Below are 23,833 nucleotides of genomic sequence, written 5' to 3' on the forward strand. Positions count from 1 at the left end.
AAACGGGGCGAACATTCAGGCCCCGTGCATATAGCTGCAGCCCGACACGGTGTTGGCCAGGATCTTGGGAAAGATCTCATCCTTGGCGCCGTGCTGAGTGATGACGCCGTGGTCCACCATGACGATCTCGTCGGCCAGGTCGATGATGCGCTCCTGGTGGGAGATGACGATCAGGGTGGCCTTCTGCTCGTCGTGGAGCTGGCGGAAGGTGTCGGTGAGCCGGGCGAAGGACCACAGGTCGATGCCGGCCTCGGGCTCGTCAAAGATCATAAGGCCGGAGTTGCGGGCCAGGATGGTGGCGATCTCGATGCGCTTGACCTCGCCGCCGGAGAGGGAGGTGTCCACCTCGCGGTCGATATAGTCGGCGGCGCACAGGCCAACGCGAGTGAGGTACTGGCACTCCTCGTCGTGGGTGAGACCCTCCCGGCCGGAGGAGAGCTCCAGCAGGTCCCGGACCCTCAGGCCCTTGAAGCGGGGGGGCTGCTGAAAGCCGTAGCTGATGCCCTTCTGGGCCCGCTGGGTGATGTTGAGGGAAGTGATGTCCTCACCGTTCCACAGGATCTGCCCGCCGGTGGGGGTGACCAGGCCCATGATGGCCTTGGCCAGGGTGGTCTTGCCGCCGCCGTTGGGGCCGGTGATGACCACGAACTTGTGCTCGCCGATGGTGAGGGAGACATCGTTGAGGATGCCCAGCTCCTCGCCGGACTCGTCGGACACCTGATAAGATAAATGCCTGATCTCCAGCATGTGAAGGACTCCTTTGTGTTTCTCTGTAAACCGCCGGCGGCGGTTTTGGGGCACTTGCCGCCGATACGGCAGTATTTTACCATAATTCCGATTGATTTACAAGTATTTCTTTTATTGACCTAAACTTCGAGGAAACGCCGTAGGGGCACAGGCATAGTATGGACCGAAAGACCGGAATTTAGGAGGCGTGATCCATGGAAGAGATGCAGAAGCCCCAGGGCGGTGCGGCGCCGGAGGAGCGGGAGCTCTTTCGGCAGGTATGGCAGCGGGTGACCGAGAGCGGCGGGGGGGAGAGCCCCATCGAGGTGCTGCCGGCACAGGCACCGGAGCGGGCGCTGGCGGCGCCGGACGCGGGTGAGCGGATGGAGCGCCGGTGCGGGGAACTGCGGGCGGCGCTGGGGGAGGCTCTGGCGGGGGCGGCGGCCTACGAGGCCCTGGCCCGGCGGCTGGGGAACCGGCCGGCGGGACGGCAGCTCCGGGGTCTGGCGGCCTCCGCCCGGCGGAGGAGCAAACGGCTGGCGGTGGCCTGCTTCCTGCTGGACGGGGTGTGGTATCTGCCCCAGAACCCAGGCGGAGAGCACCGGGAGAGCACGGTGATGGGGGGGCTCCGGGAGCGGTATCTGGCCGAGCGGCGGGGCGAGGAGGGCTGCCGCTCCGCCGCCGCACGGGCGGAGGACGGCGACCTGGCCAACCTGTGGCTGGACCTGGCGGCAGAGAGCCGGGAGAGCGCCCAGACGGTCCGGCGTCTGCTGGAGGAGCTCTGAGGGTGGAAAGCCGTTGCCCCGGTCCCTTTGCCGTGATAGAATGGAGGCACAAAAGAGGGAGAGGGGCGAGAAAACATGCGGGCAATGTGGAAGGAGCCCTCCCGGATGGGAGATGCGTGTCTGCTCCTGCTGATATTTGAGGTCATCGGGTATTTGTATACATGGGACACCAAGACGCCGCCCCAGCGGACGGGGGGCGTGTGCCTGATCGCCGTGCTGCTGCTCCTCTTCGTGGTGGCCTGCCTGGCCGCCCGGCAGTGCCGAAGGTGGAAGGGAATCGTCGCCGCAGGGTGTGCGGCGGCGCTAGTCATTTTCCTGGGCTTCGACTTCCGCACCCTGCGGGTGGAGCAGCTGCCCGGCTGGGACCCGGCGGCGTCGGTTTACGGCGTCTCCCTCTGGGTGGAGGGGGAGAACGGCATCACGGACCTCCGGTGGGACCCCGACGGTGACTGGCAGGTGAAGGAGGAGGGGGAACCCGTCACGGTTTATGATGGCGGGGCGGAGGACTTTTTGGAAAAGCTGAGCGCCGTGGAGCTGCGGAACTACTGGTGGTTCGACGGGAAGCCGGCGGAGGACATCACCACTCTCCATGTAAGCTTCTCTGACGGACGGGATGTGGATTTCTACCTGAGTCGGAACAGCTGGAGCATCTCCACGCCAGACGGGGACTGGCTGCGGGGGCAGTGGTATGTGGACCGGCCCTTCGCCGACCTGCTGGACGAACCGCTTCGGGCAGTTATCGACGAAAAAACGGTCTGACGGAACAGGAGAAAGAAGTGCCTAACTGTAAAACGTACATTTTCTGCTGTCTGATCTGGTACAAGAGGGAAACGGATCGACACAGATGGACCCGTGCCGATCTACCGGAGGAATAAAAAGCGCCGCAGACCATGCCCAGTGTGGCATGGTCTGCGGCGCTTGTACGCGGCGGCGGAGGAAACTCAGCCGTCCACCTTTTTCTGAATGGTGGTGTTTTCAAAGGAGCCGATGGCCTCACAGACGGGGCACACGTCGGGGCGCTCCTCAAAGGTAGCGCCGCAGAACATGCAGCGGTAACCGGCCACGGTGACCATCTTGGTGGGTGCTGGAGCGGCAGGGGCAGCAGGGGCGGTGGTTTTGGAGCCGGAGGCGCTCAGCTTGGCCAGAGCGGCGAGGAAGCGGAACTCGTGGTCTTTTTCGATCTTGGAAATCTGATCAAAGAGGGTGCCGATGGCCTCAAAGCCCTCCTCCCGGGCGGTGTCAGCAAAGGAGGGGTACATGCTGCTCCACTCACCGTATTCGCCCTGGATGGCCTCCTGGAGATTGGCGGCGCTGGAGCCAACTCCCTTGAGTTTCTGGTAGAGGAGCTTGCCGTGGATGCCCTCGTTCTGAGCCATCTGCTCAAAGAGCTCCCCCACCTCCGGGTGGCCCTCCTGCCGGGCCTTGTCGGCAAAGAAGAGATACTTGTTCCGGGCCATGGACTCGCCGCTGAAGGCGGCCATCAGATTTTGTTCGGTACGAGATCCTTTCAGTTCCATATGTAAGCCTCCATTTATTAACAATAATAAGAATCGTTATTGCTATGATAGTACAAGTTTTTGAAATAGTCAATAGGGAGAAGAAAAATTTGTAACCGCGGCAGGACAAGGGAAATGGTGAGAGGGTGGCTATTGTGAAAAAACCGGCGCTGTGGTATAATATATCACGCTTTTTTGGGCGGAAGGGTGCTTCCGCCATGACGAGGAAGATCATCCAGGATGAGGAGATGCAAAGATAGATGAAATTAGGTATTGTCGGCCTTCCTAACGTGGGCAAGTCCACCCTGTTCAACGCCATCACCAACGCCGGCGCCGAGAGCGCCAACTACCCCTTCTGCACCATCGACCCCAACGTGGGCATGGTGGCCGTGCCGGACAGCCGTCTGGACTGGCTCTCCGAGCTCTACCACCCCAAGAAGACCACCCCCGCCGTCATCGAGTTTGTGGACATCGCAGGACTGGTGAAGGGCGCCTCCAAGGGCGAGGGCCTGGGCAACAAGTTCCTGTCCAACATACGGGCCACCGATGCCATCGTCCACGTGGTCCGCTGCTTTGACGACCCCAACGTCATTCACGTGGAGGGTTCCACCGATCCCCTCCGTGACATCGAGATCATCGACATCGAGCTCATCATGGCCGACATGGAGATGGTCCAGCGGCGCATGGACAAGTGTGCCAAGATGGGCAAGACCGGTGACAAGAAGGCTGCCCACGAGGCTCAGGTGCTCCAGGGGCTCATGGACTGGCTCAACGAGGGCAAGTCGGCCCGCTCCTACCAGTGTGATGAGGACGACGCCGCTCTCATCGCCCAGTCGGAGCTGCTCTCCCTGAAGCCGGTGATCTATGCCGCCAACCTGGACGAGGCGGGCTTCTCCGACTATGAGAACGTGGACTACTACCAGCAGGTGGCCAAGGTGGCCGCCGACGAGGGCGCCCAGGTGATCCCGGTGTGTGCCCAGCTGGAAGCTGAGATCGCCCAGCTGGAGCCGGACGAAAAGGCCATGTTCCTGGAGGACCTGGGCATCGCCGAGTCCGGCCTGGACCGGCTCATCAAGGCCAGCTACGCCCTGCTGGGCCTCATCTCTTACCTGACCTCCGGCGAGGACGAGTGCCGGGCCTGGACCATCAGGAAGGGCACCAAGGCCCCCCAGGCTGCCGGCAAGATCCACTCCGACTTCGAGCGGGGCTTCATCCGTGCCGAGGTGGTTTCCTTCGAGGACCTGAAGGCCAACGGCTCCATGAACGCCGCCAAGGAAAAGGGCTTGGTGCGGTCCGAGGGCAAGGAGTACGTGGTTCAGGACGGCGATATCATCCTGTTCCGGTTCAACGTGTAATCAGCAGAGAAAAATGGAATCCGCCCACGCCGCGGTCGAGCGGCGTGGGCGGATTTTTCATTTTGTATCCTTAGCGGGCAGCTGCGCCGGTTGGGCAGGGCGTGCAGAGCGCTGTCCAAGTTCTTTTTGGCCCTTTTTCTTACAAGAAAAAGGGCTAATCGGGGATGTAGGCGCGGACACGGAGATGGGCGCCCAGGCTCTCGCAGAGGGCACGGCACTGATCGATCTCATCCGGGGTCTTGTCCTTGTCCACCACGGTCATCATCACCGTGGGCACATACTTTGCCGCCTCCCGGGTGAAATCCAGCATGGACTTCCAGGCCAGAATGCCATCCCGGGGCTGGGTGACGGCCAGGTACTCCTCCGGAGTGGACCCGTTGAGGGAGATGGAGAGCACGTCAATGCGCCCTTTGAGGTCGGGACATACGTCCCGGCCGTGGAGGAGGTTGGCATGTCCGTTGGTGTTGATGCGCACCGGCGGCAGGCCGGGCACCGTCCGCTTGAGCTCGTCCACCAGCCACAGGATGTCGTCGATGCGGTAGGTAGGCTCCCCAAAGCCGCAGAAGACCAGCTCCCGGTAGCTGGGCAGGTCCCGGTCCAGCAGGTCCCGGAGAGCCTCCTCGCGGGTAGGCTCGTGGTCCAGCCACAGGTCGTCGGCGTAGATGGAACCCTTGTGGCCGTTGTGCCGCAGGCAGAAGACGCAGGAGCAGTCACAGCGGTTGGTCAGGTTGACGTATAGGGCATTTTCATACTCGTAGGTGATGGTCTCCATATCGCTCCCTCCTCAGGTAATATCGAAAAACCGTTTTCCATTGTCCAGAGTGATGGCAAGGACCTCCTCCACTGTGAGGCCCTTGAGCTGGGCGATGGTGGCGGCAGTGATGGGAATGAGGCTGGAGTCACAGCGCTCCCCCCGGTGGGGGACCGGCGCCATGTAGGGTGCATCGGTCTCCAGCATGATGCGGTCCATGGGGGCGCAGCGGATGACCTCCGGCGCCCGGCGGGCGTTGGCAAAGGTGATATTGCCGGTGAAGGAGAGCATCCAGCCCCGGTCCAGTACCACTTTGGCATCCTCGGCGCTGAGGGCGCAGCAGTGAAAGACACCCCGGGCGTTGGGATGGGCCCTGACGATATCCAGACAGTCCTTGTGGGCGTCCCGGTCGTGGACGATGACGGGCAGGTCCAGCTCCTCGGCCAGGGAGAGCTGGGCATCGAAAAAGTCCCGGGAGAAGGTCCGGTCCTCCGGGCTTTTGACCCAGTAGTAGTCCAGCCCCACCTCGCCGATGGCCTTCACCTTTGGGTGTCCGGCCAGGTCCCGAATGGCGTCCAGGTCGGTAAGGGCGGCCCCCTCCAGGTTCTCCGGGTGGAAGCCCACGGCGGCATAGATGTAGTCGTATTTCTCCGCCAGGTCCACACACTGCCTGGAGCTCTCCAGGTCGCAGCCGGGGCAGACCACCAGGGCCACCCCCTTGCCCGGCAGAGCGGAGAGCAGGGCGTCCCGGTCGGCGTCAAAGGCGTCGTCATAGTAGTGGGCGTGGGTGTCAAAGATCATGGTTCGGTCCTCGCTTTTTCATTTTATCACCTTAATCTTACCCGTTTTGCTTCTTTTTTTCAAGTGCGCTTTAATGCAAAAAAGCGGACGCCGGAGGCGTCCGCTTTTCGTGTATTTAGAGGACCTTGGACAAAAACTCGATGGTCCGGGGCTCCTTGGGGTTGGCAAAGAAGGCGTGGGGCTCGTTCTGCTCCAGGATGTGGCCGCCGTCCATGAAGAGGACTCGGCTGCCCACCTCCCGGGCAAAGCCCATCTCGTGGGTGACCACCACCATGGTCATACCCTCGTCGGCCAGCTGCTTCATGACGTCCAGCACCTCGCCCACCATCTCGGGGTCCAGGGCGGAGGTGGGCTCGTCAAAGAGCATGACCTTGGGCTTCATGGCCAGGGCCCGGACGATGGCGATGCGCTGCTTCTGGCCGCCGGAGAGCTGAGCGGGGTAGGCGTCCGCCTTCTCCTCCAGGCCCACCCGCTTGAGAAGGGCGGTGGCGGTGTCGTCGGCCTCGGCCTGGCCCATGAGCTTGGTGCGCACCGGCGCCAGGGTGATGTTTTTCCGGATGGTCATGTTGGGGAAGAGATTGAAGTGCTGAAAGACCATACCCATCTGACGGCGGACGGCGTCAATATCCACCTTGGGATCGGTGATCTCGGTGCCGTCAAAGGTGATGGTGCCCTTGGTGGGCTCCTCCAGCAGGTTGAGGCAGCGCAGGAAGGTGGACTTGCCGGAGCCGGAGGGCCCGATGATGACTACCTTCTCCCCCTCCTGGATGCTCTCGCTGATGTCGTCCAGGACCAGGTGGTTGCCGAAGGATTTGCTCAGGTGTTTAACGTCGATCACTTTGGCGCAGCCTCCTTTCCAGCTTGCTCTGGAGCCAGGTGAAGATCAGGACCATGATAAGGTACATGACAGCGGTGATGAGGTAGGGGTACATGGTCTCATAGGTCCGGGTGATGATGGCCTGGGCAAAGTAGACGATCTCCTTGCCGCCGACGACGCTGATGAGAGAGGTGTCCTTGAGCAGGGTAATGAACTCGTTCCCAAGGGATGGGAGGATGGCCTTGAAGGCCTGCGGAATAACGATGAAGCGCATGGTGTCCATGTAGCCCAGGCCCAGGGAGCGACCAGCCTCCATCTGGCCGGGGTCCAGGGACATGAGACCGCCCCGGATGATCTCGGCCACATAGGCCCCCGAGTTGATGCCCAGGGATAGGGCGCCGATCATGGTCTTGTTCCGGTTGCTGGCGAAGATGACCAGACCCATGATCAGCAGCTGCACCATCATGGGGGTGCCACGGATCACGGTGACATAGATCTTGCAGACCAGGTTCACCAATCCCAGCAGGGGGTTGTGGACGCCCAGGCGCTGCTGGTCGTGGGCCGTGCGGATCATGGCCACCACCACGCCCAGCACCACGCCGATCAGCAGGGCGATCACCGTCACCTGGATGGTGGTGCCCAGACCCTTGAAGTACTGCTGCCAGCGGTCGGCCTCGAACCAGGCCTTATAGAACTTCATGTAGGCATCCTGCCAAAAGTTCGGGTCCTCCAGGCCATTGAAGGTCTCATACAGCTGCGTGAAGCCCATGGCTCGCTCCTCTCTCTTACTCTCTGAATGAACAGGCCAAAAGGAGCGGCCGGAGGGCCGCTCCTTTCAGCGGAAATGTTGTACGCCTGCGATTAATCTGCGGTGATGTACTTGTCGATAATGGTCTGCACAGTGCCGTCGTTGATGAGCTCGTTGAGGGCGTTGTTCAGGGCGTCCAGCAGGACGGTGTTGCCCTCGTCCACGGCCACGCAGTACTGCTCCTCCACCCAGGCGCCGTCCAGGATGGTGAGGCCGGCGTCGGCGTTGGCAGCCACATACTCCTCAGCGGGAGCCTGGTCAATGATGACGGCGTCGATGGTGCCGTTGATCAGCTCCTGCACAGCGGTGGCGCCGTTGTCGTAGGCAATGACGTGGTCCTCGCCGTAGCCGCCGTTCTCAGGAGTGTCGGAGGCATAGATGTAGCCGGTGGTGCCGCGCTGGGTGCCGATCATGTAATCGCCCAGGTTGTCCATGGTCACGTCGGAGCCGTCCTTCACGATGACCACCTGCACGCCGGTGGCGTAGGAGTCGGTGAAGTCCATGACCTCGTCACGGTCCTCGGAGTAGCTCAGGCCAGCCAGCATCATGTCGGCGGCGTTGTTCTGGACGGCCAGCAGGGCGGAGTCAAACTCCATGTCGTCGATGACCAGCTCCAGGCCCAGCTTGTCGGCCAGGGCGGAGGCGATCTCAATGTCGATGCCTTCGAAGCCGGTGCCGTTGAAGCCCTCGCCGTCGGCCACCATCTCATAGGGGGGGAACTGGGCGTTGGTGGACATGATGAGCTTGCCGTCCTCAATCAGAGCGGAGGACAGATCGCCGGCAGCCGCAGTCTCGGCGGGGGTGGTCTCAGCGGGAGTGGTCTCGGCAGGGGTAGTGGTCTCGGGGGCGGGGGTGGAGCTGGAGCCGCCGGAGCAGGAGGCCAGCAGACTGACGCTCAGGGCGGCGCCCAGAGCCACACAGAGCAGTTTCTTCATGTTCTTCATGTTCATTCTCTCCTCTTGACCTGTATAGGTCATTCATTGCGTATGATTATACAACAGTTGTCCCGCCAATTCAAGAGCGATTTTCGGATTTTTTGCGAATTTATGCAAGATGAATAGAATACCGATGAATAAATGAATAGGCTGGTCAGGTTGGATAAAAGGGGCGGCAAAAAAGGACCGGGCCGCCAGTCGGCGGCCCGGTTCCGGTCAGCTGAGAAACTCAGCCCTGGGTGCAGTGGTCGAAGAAGAAGTAGCCCAGGGGGGTGTAGTACATGCCCTGGATGCCGTCGGCCAGCATGTACTTCTGGGTGTAGAAGTACAGGGGGTTGACGACCCAGTCCTGACCGACCAGCATATCCTCAGCCTGGTGCATGAGTTCCATGCGCTGGGCGGGATCGGTGGCGGCCTTGGCCTGCTGGATCAGAGCATCATAGTCGGGGTTGGAGTACTGGGCATCGTTGTTGCCGCCGCCGGTGAGCCACATATCCAGGAAGGACATGGGATCGTTGTAGTCGGCGATCCAGCCGTTGCGGGCGATGGAGTAGTCGCCGTCCTTACGGTTCTGCAGGAAGGTGGCCCACTCCTGGTTGTCCAGCTGTACAGTCACGCCCAGCTGGGTCTGCCACATGCTCTGCAGGGCCTCGGCCACGGCCTTGTGGCTGTCGTCGGTGTTGTAGAGGTAAGTGACAACGGGGAAACCCTCGCCGTTGGGGTAACCGGCCTCAGCCAGCAGCTCACGGGCCTTCTCGCAGTTGGCCTCGTAGTCGGCGTCGGTGGGAGCGTAGTAGTCGCCGCCCACGGTGCGGAAGTCGTCGCCAGTGGCGCCGGCAGCGTCATAGATACCGGCGGGGACGTAGCCGCCAGCCTCGACCTGACCGGTCTGGGTGATCTGCTCCACGATATAGGTGCGGTCAACGGCCAGAGTGAAGGCCTGACGGACGCGAGGATCGTCGAAGGGGGCCTTCTGGGTCTGGTAGCAGACATAGTAGGTGCCGATGTAGTCCACGATCTTCAGATCGCCGGAGGCCAGCAGGCCGGCCACCTCGTCGGTGGGCATGCTCTCGATGAAGTCCAGCTCGCCGGAGTTAAAGCCGGACAGCATGGCGTTGGCGTCGTCCATCAGCTTGAAGGTGATCTTGTCGGGACCCAGGGAGTCAACGCCGTAGTAGTACTCGTTGGGCTCCATGACGATCTCGGAGTTGGTCACACGGCTGGTCAACTTGTAGGCGCCGTTGGAGATGTAGGTGTCGGGGCTGTAGGTCCACTGGCTGTCGCTCACGATGTCCTCGCGCACGGGGAAGGTGGCGGGGAAGGCGCAGATCTCAGTGAAGTAGGGCAGATCGGAGGTGATGGTGACCACGAAGGTCTTGTCGTCGGGAGCGGACACGGCCAGCTCGCTGGGCTCCATCTCGCCGTTCATGATGGCGTTGGCGTTGACCACGCAGTCGATCATGTAGGAGTAGTCAGCGGCGGTGGCGGGGTCCACCAGGCGCTGCCAGGAGAACACGAAGTCGTTGGCGGTCACGTCCTGACCGTCGGACCACTTGATGCCGTCGCGGAGGTGGAAGGTGTAGGTGACGGTGCCGTCCTCGTTGGACACCTTGTCGTAGCTCTCGGCCTGGCCGTAGCCCAGCTGGGCGTTGGTGCAGGTGCCGTCGGAGCCCACAGTCTCAGCGCCGGAATCCTCCCAGCGCATCAGGCCTTCGAACATGTGGTTGATCATGATGGCGCCGTCCACAGTGGAGTTCAGGGCGGGATCGATGGTCTGGGGCTCGGAAGCGATGTTGAGGGTCAGCTCAAAGGCTTCGCCGGAGGCATCCGTGCTGGGCGCACCGCTCTCAGTGGGAGCGGGGGTGCTGGTGGTGCCGCCGCCGCAGCCGGCCAGCAGGCCGAACGCGAGGGCTCCGGACAGAAGCAGAGACAGTTGCTTCGTCTTCTTCATGATTGGACCTCCATCTTTTCATTTTTTGTATCGTTTCGCCCGGTGGCGAGATACACAATACATACCGGGCCATGCCTGCCGGCGTCCGCACAGCGGACGCCAAAAGACCATGGTCTTTTGGGGGATACAACGCCATTATAACACGTCTGTAACAATTCTGTAAAGAAAGAAAACAGTGGGAAGACGCGCTTTGTCTGGTGAAACAGGACAGGACAATCCGGGAATATGCGCAGCGCCTTAGCCCAGCAGATGACACGCAGCCCAGTGGCCGGGGGCGTGTTCTTTGAGCTGGGGGACGGCCTCCTTGCACTTCTCGGTGGCATAGGGGCAGCGGGTGTGGAACCGGCAGCCGGAGGGGGGATTCATGGGGGAGGGGATGTCGCCCTGGAGCACGATGCGCTGACGGGTGCGGCTCACCTCGGGGTCGGGCACCGGCACGGCGGACAGCAGGGTTTTGGTGTAGGGGTGGATGGGGTGGCGGTTGAGTTCATAGCTCTCGGCCAGCTCCACCAGGGTGCCCAGGTACATGACGCCGATGCGGTTGGAGATGTGGCGCACCACAGAGAGGTCATGGGCGATGAACAGATAGGTGAGGCCCAGATCCTTCTGCATATCCTCCAGCATGTTGACCACCTGGGACTGGATGGACACGTCCAGGGCGGAGATGGGCTCATCGCAGACGATGAACTCGGGCTTCACGGCCAGGGCGCGGGCAATGCCCACACGCTGCTGCTGACCGCCGGAGAACTCGTGGGGATAGCGGTTGGCGTGCTCGGTGTTCAGACCCACCATGCTGAGGAGCTCTTTGATACGCTCGGTACGCTCGGCCTTGCTGGCGCACAGCTTGTGGATGTCCAGGGCCTCGCCGATGATCTCGCCCACCGTCATACGGGGGTCCAGAGAGGCGGAGGGGTCCTGGAAGATGATCTGCATCTTCCGCCGGTAGGGGAGCATGTCCACGGCCTTCTCACGGGGGACCGCCTTCTTCACCAGCACGGAGCGCTGATGCTCGGTGCCATCCTTCTCCTTGACGGAGATCGTCTGGCGCTCAAAGGGGTACTCGTGCTCGTAGATGGGCACGCCGTCGTAGATGATGGAGCCGGAGGTGGGCTCATGGAGCCGCAGGATGGTGCGGCCCAGGGTGGTCTTGCCACAGCCGGACTCGCCCACCAGGCCCAGGGTCTCGCCCCGCTTGATGAAGAGGGAGACGTCCTCCACGGCCTGGACGCCGGGGCCCTTCATGCCCTTGACAGGAAAGTACTTGGTCAGGTGGTCCACCTGTACCAGGATGTCCCGGTTCTCAGCCATTGTCGCCCACCTCCTTGTTCTCAGTCTTGCCGGCTTTTTCCTTTTCGATCTGATCCTGCACCCGCAGCCAGCAGGCAGCGCGGTGGTTGTCGCCCAGTTCCACGTAGGGGGGCATCTTTTGCAGGCAGATCTTCATGGCGTGCTCACACCGGGGGGCGAAGGGGCAGCCCTCGGGGGGATTGAGCATGTCCACGGGAGAGCCCTCAATAGGGATGAGGCGCTCATAGCTCTCGGCGTCCACACGGGGCATGGAGCGCAGCAGACCCATGGTGTAGGGGTGGCCGGGCTTGTAGAAGATGTCGTCCACGGGGCCCTGCTCCACCATCTTGCCGGCGTACATGACGGAGACCTTGTCGCAGATCTCGGCCACCACGCCCAGGTTGTGGGTGATGAAGATGATGCCCATGTGGGTCTTTTTCTGCAGGTCCTTCATGAGCTCCAGGATCTGGGCCTGGATGGTCACATCCAGGGCGGTGGTGGGCTCATCGGCGATGAGCAGCTGGGGGTGGCAGATGAGGCCCATGGCGATCATGACGCGCTGACGCATGCCGCCGGAGAGCTCGTGGGGGTACTGCTTCATCCGCTTTTCCACGTTGTTGATGCCCACCAGCTCCAGCATCTCCATGGCCCGCTTGGCGGCCTCCTCTTTGGAGACGTGCTTGTCGTGGGCCTTCAGGGCCTCGATGAGCTGATTGCCGATGGTGTAGACGGGGTTGAGGCAGGTCATGGGGTTCTGGAAGATCATGGCTACCTTAGAGCCACGCAGAGCCACCATTTCGTCTTTGGTTTTGGCCAGCACGTCCTCACCCTCCAGGGTGATGGAGCCGCCGATGACCTTGCCGGGGGACTGGAGGAGGCCGATGATGGAGTAGGCCTCCACGCTCTTGCCGGAGCCGGATTCGCCCACGATACCCATGACCTCGTCGTAGTTGAGGTCATAGCTGATACCGCCCACGGCCTTTACCTCGCCGGCGGGGGTGAAAAAGGAGACGTGGAGATCCTTTACTTCCAGCAGCTTGCCGGTCTTCTGATTGTTTTCCATTGAGTCTCCTCCTCTCTTATTTCTTCAGCCGGGGATCCAGAGCGTCCCGGAGACCGTCACCAAAGAGGTTCAGGCACAGGATCATGAGGCTCAGGATGGCGGCGGGGATAAACAGGCGGTAGGGATAGGTGCTCAGGCCGCCCAGGGCGTCGGAGCACATGGATCCCAGACTGGTCATAGGGGCGGTAACACCCATACCCAGGAAGGAGAGGAAGGACTCGGTAAAGATAGCCGAGGGGATCTGCAGGAAGGTAGTGGTCACGATCTGGCCAATGCAGTTGGGGAGCAGGTGGCGCTTGATGATGCGCCCGCCGGAGGCGCCCAGGGCCCGGGCGGCGGTGACGTACTCCTGCTGCTTGAGCTGGAGGATCTGGCCGCGGATGAGACGGGACATGGTCACCCAATAAAGGAGACCGAAGGTGATGAAGATGGAGATGAGGTTGGCGCCCAGCAGGGTCACCATCTGCTGTAAAAAGCCATCGCCGGAGTTCTGGAACTCCTCAAAGATGGGCTTCAGGGTGGAGCCCAGCAGCAGGATGACGAGGACCTCGGGGATGGTGTAGATGATCTCTACGATGCGCTGCATGACGGCGTCCACCTTGCCACCGCAGTAGCCGGAGATGGAGCCGTAGAGGGCGCCGATCACCAGCACAATGATGGCGCAGCAGATGCCGACGATCATGGAAACACGGGCACCGATCATGGTACGCACCATGATGTCACGGCCCTGGTTGTCGCAGCCGAAGACGTGGGGGAAGACGGACTCGCCGGCGGCCATGCGCTCCAGCTCGGCCTGGGTGTAGCCGAAGGGCTTGACTTTGATGCCCAGGGCCTTGGCGGCGTCCTTCTCGGTGACGTTCTCCTCGCCCTTGCCCTGGTTGGCCTTAGCAGTGGCGCGGATCTTGGCGGCCTCTACGGGAGAGAGGGTCTCACCACGGGCCTCGGCCTCGGCCTCGGCCTGGGCCACCGCCTCATCGGGAGAGAGGTTGGCGGTGCCGGTGTGCTCCTCGATATAGGCGCTGATGGCGGCCTGGTCCTCCAGGGAATAATGCCAGGGGTGGATGTTATTGGCGCCGGAAATGACCTGGTCGTAGGTGTAGGGGACGAACAGGGGCCCCACAAAGGCGAAGAGGCCGATGAGGATGACGATGACCATGGCCACCATGGCCACCCTGTTACGGCGCAGGCGGCGCCAGGCGTCTTTCCAGTAGGAGACGCTCTCCCGGTCCTGGATAAAACTCTCCTTCTCGGTGCTGCTGGCCGGCTCAAAGGCGTCCTGGGGCAGGTTGTTCCAGTCCAGGATGTCGTCCACGTCGGGACGGAGGGAGCCGAAGGGCTGCTTTTTCTTCTTTTCTGCCATGGATCAGTTCCCTCCCTTTGCAAGATTGATGCGGGGATCCACCAGCTTGTAAAGGAGGTCCACGATCAGGTTCATCACGATGATAAAGGCGGCCAGGAAGATGGTGGTGCCCATGATAAGGGGGTAGTCACGGTTCTGGATGGAGGAGATAAAGTAGCGGCCCAGGCCGGGGATGGAGAAGACCTTCTCCACCACGAAGCCGCCGCACAGGGTAAAGGCGATCTGGGGGCCAAGATAGGTGATGACCGGGATAAGGGCGTTGCGCAGGGCGTGCTTGAAGATGATCTTCTTGTTCTTCAGGCCCTTGGCCCGGGCGGTCTTGATATACTCCTGGTTGATGGCGTCCAGCATGGCGGTCCGGGTCTGGCGGGACAGGTAGCACATGGGGTAGAAGCCCAGGGCCAGACAGGGCAACACATAGCTCTTTGCCGTGCCGTCGAACATGGTGGGGAAGAGCTTGAGCCCCTCAATGCCGCCGGTCAGGATGTGGAGCAGTATGGTGGCGATGACGAAACCGGGCATGGAAATACCCAGCGTACAGATCACCCGCAGCAGGCTGTCCACCCAGGTGCCGCGCTTGTAGGCCGCCAGACACCCCAATGGGACGCCTACCAATATGGCCCACGAGATGGCGATGGCGCCAATGCCCGCCGAGATGGGGAACATGGTGGTGATGATGTCCAGCACCGGCCGGTCCTTCTGCATTTTGATGGAGGTGCCGAAGTCCAGATGGGCCAGGTTCTCCAGGTACTTGCCAAGCTGTACGATCACCGGCTGATCCAGGCCGTACTTTGCATTCAGGGCATCGATGGTGGCCTGAGTCGGGGTCTTCTCAGACAGCCAGGGATTGCCCGGAACGGCATTCATCAGGAAAAAAGTGAGGCAGATCACGATAAACAGCGTGATCACGGCCATCAGCACTCTTTTCAAAATGTATTTTGCCATTTCTTCACTTCCCACTTTTCTGTATTCTGTATATTTTTTATTTCACAATGAGGAAAATACCCCATGCGCAGTTCTATATATTCTATACCATAAACTTTTGTCCGTCAAGGGAAATACGCCTTCAAATTGATGGAATCTTTTTGGAATCCTGCAAATGTGCTCCAGAGGAGAACAAAAACGCTATGTTTTGTACTTCGATTTTTCCTTTTCTGTAGCGATTTAAAAAAGTAATGCAGTAAAGCGTGAATAAAGATGCAAAATGCCGGCGGTCGGGTAAAACCCGGCCGCCGGCAGAGGCGGAAAAAGGTCAGTCAAAGCCCAGGCCCATGTAGCCCCGGCGGTATTCCCGCCAGGCCTTGGCCAGCTCAGGGCGATACCACTTGATCATGGCGAAGGACTGGAGATAGCTGCCGGTGAGGCCGTCCCAGAATGGGGGGGTGCGCAGGTGGTAGCGGCGGGCAGGCATCCGGGAGGCCAGGAGGGCGGCGCCGCCGGCCTGGGCGGAGGGGGGAAGGAGGAGCTCCTTGACCAGCACCGTGTCCTCATCCAGATACTCGGCGGCGGCCAGGCCCTCCTTGCCGGAGACAGTGAGATGGAAGAGGTCGCCGTGCTCCATGCGGGAGAGGCCCTGCTGGTAGGCGATCAGGGCGTCTCGGTAGGTGACCCGCAGACTGCCGTCCAGGAGCTGCTCCCGGAGGGCGTTGTACTGGGCGGGGGTGACGGAGGCAATGGCGTCCCCTTGGGCGGGCTGGGCCACCATCTCCCGGAGCAGCTCCACCTTCCGGGTGGAGAAGGTGGGTTCAAAGCCGGTGGTGGCGAAGTATTTGTAGAGGGAGGGCTCGGCGGGCACGATGGTGACGCAGTCCTTCCCGGACTCCTGGAGGTAGTAGTCCACGTAGTTGAGGATGAACCGGCCGAAGCCCTTTTTCCGGGCGTCGGGGTGGGTGGCCAGGGCGTAGATGTAGGCCGAAGAGAGGGCCTCCCCCTGGGGGAGGGTCACCGTCACCGGGAAGAGGGCCACCATGGTCCACACCACGCCGTCCTCCAGCAGGAGGAGCACCTGGCTCTCCTCGCCGTGGGCGTAGAAGTAGTCGATGTAGGCGTCGTCATCGCCGAAGGCCAGCTTCCAGAGCTCCTTCTGGCGAGGGATCTCCTCCGGACGGGCGGGACGGATCTCGATCATGGGATATTCGCTCCTTTCTGACGGTATCCGGCTGGCTCACGCCGGGGAGGCGGAGTATTTCTCCACCATGAGGTCGGGGTAATAGGACTCCTTGGCCTTGCGGAGCCCCTCCACCCCCATGTCGTCCTCACGGTTGAGGTAGCGTACCTGGGGGTGGCGCTGCCGGACCCGCCGGGCGAACTCCCGGTTGATCATGGCGTAGGCGCCCTGGAGCTCGCCGTAGGCCTTTTCAAAGTGGACGTCGTAGGTGTCGGAGGAGAGGAGGTCTCCCATGGTGAAGGCCACCACCTCGCCGTAGACCCGGATGAGTCCGCCCTCCAGGCCAAGGGAATGGTAGTGCTCCATGGCCAGGCGGAGGGCGCGGCCCTCGTCGCCCAGGTCCCGCTCCTCGGCCAGACCCTCCCGGATCATGCTGAGGCGGTACCATTCCTTATCCATCTCCAGGCACTCGGGCAGCGTCTCGGGGGTGATGTCCTCGTAGACCCAGGAGGGGTTGTTCTCGATGAAGCGATTGATGTGGTTGCGCTTGGCGTGGAGCTTTTTGCCGCCCAGGTCGGCCAGGCGGTCGATGTCGTAGAGGTAGTCAAAGCCGTCCCGGTCGGCCTCAAAGGTGAAGCGGCCGGGGAAGAGGCCGTCCAGCTCCTGAATCTGGGGCTGGGTGAGGCAGACCAGACGGAAGGGGACGCCCCGCTCCGCGGCATCCTGTTCCAGGGCGGTGAGGACGGGAGCGATGTCGCCGGAACCGGCGGGGTAGATGTAAGAGCAACCCAGCGCGCCACACAGATGGGTCACCAGAAAGTCTCCTACCCGGGCGATGCGCTGGTCGTAGGCGTCGCTCCAGACGAAGAGGTTGGTAAAGTTGTACTCGCAGCCCCGGTGGTCCGCCCTGCGCAGCAGCTCGTCCACCCAGGGCTTGTCGGTGAGCTGGGGTTTCTGAAATTCGATCATGATAAATGACAATCTCCTTGGGTATTCTTTGAAAGCAGTGTATCACGGCGGGAAAGATCGCGCAAGGGTTTGTTTCTGGGCCTGTTTTCCAGTATGGCACAAAAGGTCCCGGTCTAAACCACAAAAACAGAAAAGGCCGCGCTACACAAGGGAGCGCGGCCGGCGGACTGCGACCCGTCAATAGCCGGGATAGACCTGGCTCTTCCTGGGCAGGACGATGGCGGCGATGATATAGAGCAGGATGCCGGTGCCGCCCATGATCACCAGGGCTGCCCACAGCAGACGGACAATGCTGGGATCGATGTTGAAGTATTCGGCGATGCCGCCGCACACGCCGCAGAGCATAGCGGCGCCGTGTTCCGTACGGTAGAGTTTCTTCGGTTCATCCATATTGGGCCCCTCCTTATCTGTCCCTAGTATGCCAGATTCACATGAAAAAATCTTTGGGGAAAGCTTAAAAATACATGAAAACCGGACCGCCCCTTACTTCTGCTCCTCCTCCAGGTCCAGGAGGGTGCCATTTTCGTACTTGAGGCGGTGGATGTCGCTTTTGGTGATCTTCTGGATGTCGTCCAGGCGCATGGCCTCGGTGATGGTGGACACCAGGGTGTAGGCCACGCCGTGGCGCTTGGCCCGGCCGGTGCGGCCAATGCGGTGGACGTAGTACTCCGTCTCGTCGGGGACGTCGTAGTTAAAGACCACGTCCACGTCGTCGATGTCCAGGCCCCGGGCGGCCACGTCGGTGGCCACCAGCACCCGGAGCTCGCCCCGGCGGAACTTGCCCAAGGTCTTCTCCCGCACCGACTGCTGGATGTCGCCGTGGATGGCCTCGCAGGTAATGCCCCGCATCCGCAGCAGGCCGGTGAGCCGGTCGGTCATGTTCTTGGTGTTGCAGAAGGCGATGGCCCGCTCATAGCCGGCGGCGTCCAGAATCCGGGCGGTGATCTCCGCCTTTTCATTCCGGTCTACGTCGATGCGGTACTGCTGGATGTCGGGCTTGTTCTGCTCGTCGGGCCGGACGATGATCTCCACCGGGTCCCGCTGGTACACCCACGAGATGTCCATGACCTCCCGGGAGATGGTGGCGGAGAACATGCCCATGTTCCGGCGGTGTTTGATCTGGTCCAGGATGCGGGTGACGTCGTGGATGAAGCCCATGTCCAGCATCCGGTCGGCCTCATCCAGCACCACGGTCTGGACCTGGTCCAGCCGGACGGTGCGCCGCTTCATGTGGTCCATGAGCCGGCCAGGGGTGGCCACCACGATCTGGGGCCGCTTCTTGAGCTGGTTGATCTGCCGATCGATGGGCTGCCCGCCGTAGAGGACCACGGCCCGGACCCCCTCCTTGAACTCACAGAGGTCCCGCAGCTCGTTCATGATCTGGATGGCTAGCTCCCGGGTGGGGGCCAGCACCAGGCCCTGGACGGCGTCGTTTTCCGGGTCGATGTGCTCCACCATGGGGATGCCGAAGGCAAAGGTCTTGCCGGTGCCGGTGGGGGCTTTGGCGATGACGTCCTGCCATTTCATGAAATAGGGGATGGCGCCGCCCTGGACGGGGGTGGCCTGGACATAGCCCTTTTTGTCCAATGCCCGCATGATCTCCGGGGAGAGCCCCAGTTGGTCGTAGCGGACGATTTCATTTACCTGCTCGCCGTTGATTTCCATGGGTGATGTTCCTTTCTTTCTCACTTGCCTGATTCAAGGTCTCCCACAGGCAAGCGAAACCCAGTTCCGCACCCAAACGCCCTTTTTCCAAGGCGCGACCTCAAATCGTTCTTGACGCTGGTCAATATATCACGAAAAGGGGGAAATTGCAACCGATCACGCCATTTCCCGACGGAAAACGTGGACCCGGAAGGCGGCGGTCACACGCAGATGGTCCAGCTCCTCCAGCCGGGCGGCGCCGGCCTTGGGGGTCTTCCACCGGTAGGGGGTCATGGAAAAGAGGTCCCGGATGGTGTCCCGGTCGGGGAGGTCAAGCACCGTCTCCACCGGCACCACCTCCAGGTAGGAGAAACCGTCGTAGGGGATGTCCTCCTCTTTGTTAAGGTAGGGCCTGTCATAGAGGACCTCCTTGAGCTCCCACAGGTGCCGTGCCGCCGGCACCACGTAGAGGTAGACCCCGCCGGGGCGCAGGACCCGGCGGAACTCGTCCAGGGCCAGGGGGGAGAAGCAGTTGAGGAGCAGATCCACCGAGGCGTCCGCCACCGGCAGGTGGTAGACCGAGGCCACGGCAAACTCCACATTTTTCTCCCGACGGGCCGCCCACCGCAGGGAGGGCTTCGATAGGTCCACCCCGGCCATCTGGCCCACCTGACCGGTTTCGGAGAGGGCGGCGTAGACGCCGGCGGTGTAGTACCCCTCGCCGCAGCCGGCGTCCAGCACCGCCGCTCCGGTGGGGGCGTAGGTGAGGGAGAGCCGGCACAGGGCCTCCCGCAGGGGGGCGTACCACCCGCCGGAGAGGAAGCGGTTCCGGGCGGCGGCCATCTCTTTGTCGTCGCCGGGGTCCTTGGCGTGCTTCTGATTGGCGGGGAGGAGGTGGACATAGCCCTCCCTGGAACGGTCGAAGCTGTGGCCCTTGGGGCAGGTGTAGGTTCTGTCCGTCCGGGTCAGGGGGGAGGCGCACAGGGGGCAGCGGAAGAGGCTCATGGGCGCCTCCTAGCCGATGCCGCCGTAGACGATGCCCAGCACCAGCACGGCGGCGGAGAGAAAGACGTAGACATACTTGGCCAGGAAATCGAAGGCCCGACCCAGGGGGCGAGTGCGGCCCTCCATGAGCTCAGCCCGGATGGCCTTGAGGCCCAGGACCCAGTAGATCATGACGGCGGCCAGCACGGCGCCGAAGGGGGCGATATAGATGGTGACAGCGTCCAGCCAGGAGCCCATGGCGGGGAGGGATTCCAGGAAGAGGGAGACGCCGAAGGTGACGCAGCCCACCACGATCATGGCGGCCTTCCGGGGGAGCTTGACGCCCTTGCTCAGGGACTCGCCCACCGCCTCCAGCATATTGATGAGGGAGGTGATGCCGGCGAAGAGGACGGAGACAAAGAAGAAGAGGGCGAGGATGCGGCCGCCGGGCATCTGCTGAAAGACCCGGGGGATGGTGATGAACATGAGGGAGGGGCCGCTGTTGGGGGCGATGCCGAAGGCAAAGACGGCGGGGAGGATGGCGAAGCCGGAGAGCAGGGCGGCCATGGTGTCCAGGATGGCGGTCATCACCGACTGGCGGATGATGTTCTCCGACTTTTTCATATAGCTTCCGTAGATGAGCATGCCGGCGCCGTTGATGGACAGGGAGAAGAAGGCCTGGCCCATGGCCATGACCCAGGTCTCGAATTTGAGGAGATAGGACCAGTCGGGCTCCAGCAGGTAGCGGTAGCCCTCCACCGCCCCGGGGAGGAAGGCTACCCGGATGGCGATGATGAGGAAGAACACATAGAAGGCGGGCATCATGAATTTGCTGATCTTTTCAATGCCGGCGGTCACGCCCAGCACCAGGATGACCACGGTGGCGGCGATGACGATAAAGTGCCAGGGGATGGAGCCGAAGGAGACGGCCAGCTGTTCAAAATAGGCGTCGGGCTGACTCGCCAGCAGAGAGCCGGTGAGGGAGCCGGCGGCGTACCGCAGCACCCAGCCCACCACCACGGAGTAGCCGATAGCGATGCCCAGCACACCCAGCAGGGGAAGAATGCCTAGAATGCTGCCCCCCTTCCAGCCCCGGGAGCGCATGGCGTAGTCAAAGGAGCCCCGGGCGCCGGTGCCGGTGAGGCGGCCGAAGGCGAACTCGCCGGAGAGGCCCACGTAGGAGAAGAGGGCCACGAAGAGGAAGTAGGGGATGAGGAAGGCGCCGCCGCCGTACTGACCCACCCGGTAGGGGAAGAGCCAGATATTGCCCATGCCGACGGCGGAGCCCACCGCCGCCAGCACGGCGCCGGCGGAGGAGGTGAATTTGTGTTCGTGGTGGGACATGAGGTCCTCCTTGTGTGTTGTGATCGGGCCATCCTTGGCCCGGAGGGGTCAGCCCCGCTGGTCCAGGGGGACGAAGGGCTGCATGGGGGCCACGGCCTTGTAGGCCGGGCGGATGATCTTGTTGCCGGGATTGAAGACCTCCTCCAGCCGGTGGGCGCACCAGCCCACCATGCGGGCCATGGCGAAGAGGGGGGTGTAGAGCTCCTCAGGGATGCCCAGCATCTTGTAGACCAGGCCGGAGTAGAGGTCCAGGTTGGCGCAGATGGGCTTGTTCTGGCCCCGGACGCCGTTGATGATCTCGGGGGCCAGCCGCTCCACCGACTCCACCAGCTGGAATTCCTCCACCATGTTGGCCTCCTCGGCCAGGCCCCGGGCGAACTGCTTGAGGAGCTTGGCACGGGGATCGGAGAGGGTGTAGATGGCGTGGCCCATGCCGTAGATGAGGCCGCTGCGGTCGCCGGCCTCCCGCTGGAGGAGGCGCAGGAGGAAGTCCTTCACCTGGCCGTCGTCGGTCCAGTCGGAGACCCCCTCCTGGATGTAGCGGAACATCTCCATGACCTTCTTGTTGGCGCCGCCGTGGCGGGGACCCTTCAGGGAGCCCACCGCCGCCGAGACGGCGGCGTAGATGTCGGTGCCGGAGGAGGAGAGGACCCGGCAGGAGAAGGCGGAGTTGTTGCCGCCGCCGTGCTCGGCGTGGAGGACCATGCACAGGTCCAGCACCTTGGCCTCCTGCTCGGTGAAGCGGTTGTCGTGGCGGATGGCGTAGAGGAAGTTCTCGGCGAAGGAGAGCCCCTCCTGGGGGCGGTGGAGGTAGAGGGAGTCGTTGTCGAAGTAGTGGCGCTTGGCGGCGTAGGAGTGGGCCACGATCATGGGGCACCGGGCCACCAGCGCCAGGGCCTGGCGGAGCTCGTTCTCCAGGGAATGGTCCTCGGGGGCGTCGTCATAGCAGTAGAGGGCCAGGATGCACCGGCCCAGCCGGTTCATGATGTCCCGGCCCGGCGCCTTGAGGATCATGTCCTCGGTGAAGTTCACCGGCAGGGGCCGGAGCTGGGAGAGGACGGTGTTGAAATCGGAGAGCTGCTGCCGGGTGGGCAGGGCGCCGAAGAGAAGCAGATAGGCGGTCTCCTCGAAGCCGAAGCGGCCCTCGGAAGTGAAGCCGTGGATCAGGTCCTCCACGTTGATGCCCCGGTAGATGAGCCGGCCCTCCATGGGGACGCGCTCACCGTCCTGGATGTAGTAGCCCTGGACGTTGCCGATCTGGGTGATGCCCGCCATGACGCCGGTCCCGTCGGCGTTCCGGAGCCCCCGCTTCACGTCGATGTGTTCATAGTGGCTAGGATCGATGTAGTTATGCTTCTGGAATTCTCCGCATAGACTTTGGATAAAGTCACGGGACTGTGTCGCTCCGGACATGGGTGGTTCCCCTCTCAAAAATAGTACCCTACATTTTACGCCCTGGGTGCCGCCCCGTCAAGCGAGAATTCAGCCCTTTACACCATGAAAGGCCCTTTTTGGCCGTGGAGGTTTGAGATGATGCGGACGTTACGCCCTGTGGCGGCCACTGCCCTGCTGCTGCTCCTGGCTGTCTTCTTGCTCCCCATGCTCCTGCTGGGGGCCGAGGTGAAGGAGGAAGCGCCGGAGGAGACCGGGCCGCTTCCCACCGCTACCCTGCCCATTCAGAAGCCCACCGCCCAGAGCGGCGCCGGGGGAGACGGAGCCACCCTGATCCGGGTGGCCATGCCCGACGGGACGGTGGCCTCCCTCACCATGGCGGAGTACTTATGGCGGGTGGTGGCGGCGGAGATGCCGGCCTCCTTTGAGGAAGAGGCCCTCCGGGCCCAGGCGGTGACTGCCCGGACCTACACTCTTTATCAGATGAGCATTGGTCAGAATCCCAACCACCCCGACGCCGATATGTGTACCGACATCTCCTGCTGTCAGGCCTATATCTCCCCGGAGGACGCCGCCGCCAACTGGGGAGAGCAGGCGGAGCTGTGGGGAGAAAAGATCGCCCGGGCGGTATCGGATACCGACGGACAGGCTATCCTTTATGAGGGGCAGCCCATCGACGCCGTCTTTTTCTCCTCGGCGGCGGGGCGGACCCTGGATTCGGTGGAGGTGTGGGGGGGCAGCGTGCCCTATCTCACCAGCGTGGAGAGCCCGGAGGGGGAGGAGGTCCCCAACTACCATACCACCGTCACCGTGCCGGTGGAGGAGTTCAAAACTGTCTTTCTCACCCAGCACCCCGACGCCGATCTGTCGGGGGCGCCGGAGACCTGGTTCCAGAACGCCGTGCCCACCTCCTCCGGCGGGGTGGACACCGTGGAGGTGGGGGGCGTCACCGTGAAGGGCACCGCCCTGCGGACCCTGTTCGACCTGCGTTCGGCCAGCTTTTCCGTCACGGCGGACGATACGGCCGTCACCTTCTCCGTCACCGGCTACGGACACGGGGTGGGGATGAGCCAGTATGGCGCCAACGCCATGGCCAAGGCCGGAAGTACCTGGCAGGAGATTCTCACCCACTATTATACCGGGGTCACCATCGGGCCGTGGAGTGGGGAATAAAAAATTTTTTAAAATTCTCCCTCTGAGCTGTCACAAAACGGAGTCCCCCATCGATATAGAGAGTGAGAAGAAAGGAAGAGACTCC

23 protein-coding genes are annotated in these 23,833 nt (G+C 62.3%); 4 read left to right on the top strand and 19 right to left on the bottom strand.

The window, feature by feature from the left end; translation table 11 throughout:
• Positions 1-15: 15 nt before the first annotated feature.
• Positions 16-747, bottom strand: a complete 732-nt coding sequence (locus ACTNBK_RS00100) for an ABC transporter ATP-binding protein (RefSeq protein ID WP_441142552.1) — start codon at positions 745-747, stop codon at positions 16-18.
• 194 nt (positions 748-941) lie between these two features.
• On the opposite strand from ACTNBK_RS00100, the gene ACTNBK_RS00105 reads away from it, so the two are divergent.
• Positions 942-1,511, top strand: a complete 570-nt coding sequence (locus tag ACTNBK_RS00105) for a hypothetical protein (RefSeq protein ID WP_441142554.1) — start codon at positions 942-944, stop codon at positions 1,509-1,511.
• A 75-nt stretch (positions 1,512-1,586) separates the two neighbouring features.
• Positions 1,587-2,270, top strand: coding sequence for a hypothetical protein (locus ACTNBK_RS00110; protein ID WP_441142556.1), 684 nt, complete (start codon positions 1,587-1,589; stop codon positions 2,268-2,270).
• A 182-nt stretch (positions 2,271-2,452) separates the two neighbouring features.
• Here the strand turns inward: ACTNBK_RS00110 and ACTNBK_RS00115 are convergent, their stop codons facing one another.
• The gene (locus tag ACTNBK_RS00115; protein WP_441142558.1) at positions 2,453-3,028 is read right to left on the bottom strand and encodes a rubrerythrin family protein; all 576 of its coding nucleotides are present in this window, start codon (positions 3,026-3,028) and stop codon (positions 2,453-2,455) included.
• Between the two features lie 239 nt (positions 3,029-3,267).
• Between ACTNBK_RS00115 and ychF the strand changes: the two genes are divergently transcribed.
• On the top strand, positions 3,268-4,362 hold the full coding sequence (gene ychF / locus ACTNBK_RS00120) for a redox-regulated ATPase YchF (protein ID WP_441142560.1): 1,095 nt from the start codon (positions 3,268-3,270) through the stop codon (positions 4,360-4,362).
• 154 nt (positions 4,363-4,516) lie between these two features.
• Here the strand turns inward: ychF and ACTNBK_RS00125 are convergent, their stop codons facing one another.
• From ACTNBK_RS00125 to ACTNBK_RS00205, 17 genes are all read right to left on the bottom strand, one after another.
• Complete coding sequence (locus ACTNBK_RS00125) at positions 4,517-5,134, bottom strand: TatD family nuclease-associated radical SAM protein (RefSeq protein ID WP_441142562.1); 618 nt, start codon at positions 5,132-5,134, stop codon at positions 4,517-4,519.
• A gap of 12 nt (positions 5,135-5,146) precedes the next feature.
• Entirely contained in the window at positions 5,147-5,914 is a 768-nt protein-coding gene (locus ACTNBK_RS00130) for a TatD family hydrolase (protein ID WP_441142564.1), read from the bottom strand.
• A gap of 115 nt (positions 5,915-6,029) precedes the next feature.
• Positions 6,030-6,752 carry an amino acid ABC transporter ATP-binding protein gene (locus ACTNBK_RS00135; protein ID WP_441142566.1) on the bottom strand — a complete coding sequence of 241 codons (723 nt, stop codon included), beginning with the start codon at positions 6,750-6,752 and terminating at the stop codon, positions 6,030-6,032.
• On the bottom strand, positions 6,739-7,500 hold the full coding sequence (locus ACTNBK_RS00140) for an amino acid ABC transporter permease (protein ID WP_441142568.1): 762 nt from the start codon (positions 7,498-7,500) through the stop codon (positions 6,739-6,741). The genes ACTNBK_RS00135 and ACTNBK_RS00140 overlap by 14 nt, the downstream gene beginning before the upstream one ends.
• Before the next feature lie 92 nt (positions 7,501-7,592).
• Complete coding sequence (locus tag ACTNBK_RS00145) at positions 7,593-8,483, bottom strand: ABC transporter substrate-binding protein (RefSeq protein ID WP_441142570.1); 891 nt, start codon at positions 8,481-8,483, stop codon at positions 7,593-7,595.
• 220 nt (positions 8,484-8,703) lie between these two features.
• Entirely contained in the window at positions 8,704-10,425 is a 1,722-nt protein-coding gene (locus ACTNBK_RS00150) for a peptide ABC transporter substrate-binding protein (RefSeq protein WP_441142572.1), read from the bottom strand.
• A 237-nt stretch (positions 10,426-10,662) separates the two neighbouring features.
• Positions 10,663-11,733, bottom strand: a complete 1,071-nt coding sequence (locus ACTNBK_RS00155; RefSeq protein ID WP_441142574.1) for an ABC transporter ATP-binding protein — start codon at positions 11,731-11,733, stop codon at positions 10,663-10,665.
• Complete coding sequence (locus ACTNBK_RS00160; RefSeq protein ID WP_441142575.1) at positions 11,726-12,775, bottom strand: ABC transporter ATP-binding protein; 1,050 nt, start codon at positions 12,773-12,775, stop codon at positions 11,726-11,728. Before ACTNBK_RS00160 ends, ACTNBK_RS00155 begins: the two co-directional genes overlap by 8 nt.
• Positions 12,776-12,791: 16 nt before the next feature.
• Complete coding sequence (locus tag ACTNBK_RS00165) at positions 12,792-14,135, bottom strand: ABC transporter permease (protein WP_441142577.1); 1,344 nt, start codon at positions 14,133-14,135, stop codon at positions 12,792-12,794.
• A gap of 3 nt (positions 14,136-14,138) precedes the next feature.
• Positions 14,139-15,080: an ABC transporter permease gene (locus tag ACTNBK_RS00170; RefSeq protein WP_441142579.1), complete on the bottom strand. Its 942-nt coding sequence runs from the start codon at positions 15,078-15,080 to the stop codon at positions 14,139-14,141.
• 307 nt (positions 15,081-15,387) lie between these two features.
• A complete protein-coding gene (locus ACTNBK_RS00175) occupies positions 15,388-16,263 on the bottom strand; it encodes a GNAT family N-acetyltransferase (RefSeq protein ID WP_441142581.1) in 876 nt (291 codons plus the stop codon).
• Positions 16,264-16,299: 36 nt separating this feature from the next.
• Positions 16,300-17,211, bottom strand: a complete 912-nt coding sequence (locus ACTNBK_RS00180; protein ID WP_441142583.1) for a DUF2156 domain-containing protein — start codon at positions 17,209-17,211, stop codon at positions 16,300-16,302.
• Between the two features lie 177 nt (positions 17,212-17,388).
• Complete coding sequence (locus ACTNBK_RS00185) at positions 17,389-17,601, bottom strand: PspC domain-containing protein (protein WP_294515498.1); 213 nt, start codon at positions 17,599-17,601, stop codon at positions 17,389-17,391.
• A gap of 93 nt (positions 17,602-17,694) precedes the next feature.
• Positions 17,695-18,876, bottom strand: a complete 1,182-nt coding sequence (locus ACTNBK_RS00190; protein WP_441142585.1) for a DEAD/DEAH box helicase — start codon at positions 18,874-18,876, stop codon at positions 17,695-17,697.
• 156 nt (positions 18,877-19,032) lie between these two features.
• Entirely contained in the window at positions 19,033-19,860 is an 828-nt protein-coding gene (locus ACTNBK_RS00195; protein WP_441142587.1) for a putative RNA methyltransferase, read from the bottom strand.
• 9 nt (positions 19,861-19,869) lie between these two features.
• Positions 19,870-21,183, bottom strand: a complete 1,314-nt coding sequence (locus ACTNBK_RS00200; protein WP_441142589.1) for a sodium-dependent transporter — start codon at positions 21,181-21,183, stop codon at positions 19,870-19,872.
• Between the two features lie 48 nt (positions 21,184-21,231).
• Positions 21,232-22,596 carry a citrate/2-methylcitrate synthase gene (locus ACTNBK_RS00205; RefSeq protein ID WP_441142591.1) on the bottom strand — a complete coding sequence of 455 codons (1,365 nt, stop codon included), beginning with the start codon at positions 22,594-22,596 and terminating at the stop codon, positions 21,232-21,234.
• 117 nt (positions 22,597-22,713) lie between these two features.
• On the opposite strand from ACTNBK_RS00205, the gene spoIID reads away from it, so the two are divergent.
• On the top strand, positions 22,714-23,748 hold the full coding sequence (gene spoIID, locus ACTNBK_RS00210) for a stage II sporulation protein D (protein ID WP_441142593.1): 1,035 nt from the start codon (positions 22,714-22,716) through the stop codon (positions 23,746-23,748).
• Positions 23,749-23,833: the final 85 nt, after the last annotated feature.

It is taken from the genome of Intestinimonas sp. HCP28S3_D6, from assembly GCF_052065695.1.
GTDB lineage: Bacteria > Bacillota > Clostridia > Oscillospirales > Oscillospiraceae > Intestinimonas.

Bases quoted from the DNA above. Each gene is read 5' to 3' on its own strand.
- ACTNBK_RS00100 (WP_441142552.1), bottom strand. From the start codon at position 747: ATGCTGGAGATCAGGCATTTATCTTATCAGGTGTCCGACGAGTCCGGC.
- ACTNBK_RS00105 (WP_441142554.1), top strand. From the start codon at position 942: ATGGAAGAGATGCAGAAGCCCCAGGGCGGTGCGGCGCCGGAGGAGCGG.
- ACTNBK_RS00110 (WP_441142556.1), top strand. From the start codon at position 1,587: ATGCGGGCAATGTGGAAGGAGCCCTCCCGGATGGGAGATGCGTGTCTG.
- ACTNBK_RS00115 (WP_441142558.1), bottom strand. From the start codon at position 3,028: ATGGAACTGAAAGGATCTCGTACCGAACAAAATCTGATGGCCGCCTTC.
- ychF (WP_441142560.1), top strand. From the start codon at position 3,268: ATGAAATTAGGTATTGTCGGCCTTCCTAACGTGGGCAAGTCCACCCTG.
- ACTNBK_RS00125 (WP_441142562.1), bottom strand. From the start codon at position 5,134: ATGGAGACCATCACCTACGAGTATGAAAATGCCCTATACGTCAACCTG.
- ACTNBK_RS00130 (WP_441142564.1), bottom strand. From the start codon at position 5,914: ATGATCTTTGACACCCACGCCCACTACTATGACGACGCCTTTGACGCC.
- ACTNBK_RS00140 (WP_441142568.1), bottom strand. From the start codon at position 7,500: ATGGGCTTCACGCAGCTGTATGAGACCTTCAATGGCCTGGAGGACCCG.
- ACTNBK_RS00145 (WP_441142570.1), bottom strand. From the start codon at position 8,483: ATGAAGAACATGAAGAAACTGCTCTGTGTGGCTCTGGGCGCCGCCCTG.
- ACTNBK_RS00150 (WP_441142572.1), bottom strand. From the start codon at position 10,425: ATGAAGAAGACGAAGCAACTGTCTCTGCTTCTGTCCGGAGCCCTCGCG.
- ACTNBK_RS00155 (WP_441142574.1), bottom strand. From the start codon at position 11,733: ATGGCTGAGAACCGGGACATCCTGGTACAGGTGGACCACCTGACCAAG.
- ACTNBK_RS00160 (WP_441142575.1), bottom strand. From the start codon at position 12,775: ATGGAAAACAATCAGAAGACCGGCAAGCTGCTGGAAGTAAAGGATCTC.
- ACTNBK_RS00165 (WP_441142577.1), bottom strand. From the start codon at position 14,135: ATGGCAGAAAAGAAGAAAAAGCAGCCCTTCGGCTCCCTCCGTCCCGAC.
- ACTNBK_RS00170 (WP_441142579.1), bottom strand. From the start codon at position 15,080: ATGGCAAAATACATTTTGAAAAGAGTGCTGATGGCCGTGATCACGCTG.
- ACTNBK_RS00175 (WP_441142581.1), bottom strand. From the start codon at position 16,263: ATGATCGAGATCCGTCCCGCCCGTCCGGAGGAGATCCCTCGCCAGAAG.
- ACTNBK_RS00180 (WP_441142583.1), bottom strand. From the start codon at position 17,211: ATGATCGAATTTCAGAAACCCCAGCTCACCGACAAGCCCTGGGTGGAC.
- ACTNBK_RS00185 (WP_294515498.1), bottom strand. From the start codon at position 17,601: ATGGATGAACCGAAGAAACTCTACCGTACGGAACACGGCGCCGCTATG.
- ACTNBK_RS00190 (WP_441142585.1), bottom strand. From the start codon at position 18,876: ATGGAAATCAACGGCGAGCAGGTAAATGAAATCGTCCGCTACGACCAA.
- ACTNBK_RS00195 (WP_441142587.1), bottom strand. From the start codon at position 19,860: ATGAGCCTCTTCCGCTGCCCCCTGTGCGCCTCCCCCCTGACCCGGACG.
- ACTNBK_RS00200 (WP_441142589.1), bottom strand. From the start codon at position 21,183: ATGTCCCACCACGAACACAAATTCACCTCCTCCGCCGGCGCCGTGCTG.
- ACTNBK_RS00205 (WP_441142591.1), bottom strand. From the start codon at position 22,596: ATGTCCGGAGCGACACAGTCCCGTGACTTTATCCAAAGTCTATGCGGA.
- spoIID (WP_441142593.1), top strand. From the start codon at position 22,714: ATGATGCGGACGTTACGCCCTGTGGCGGCCACTGCCCTGCTGCTGCTC.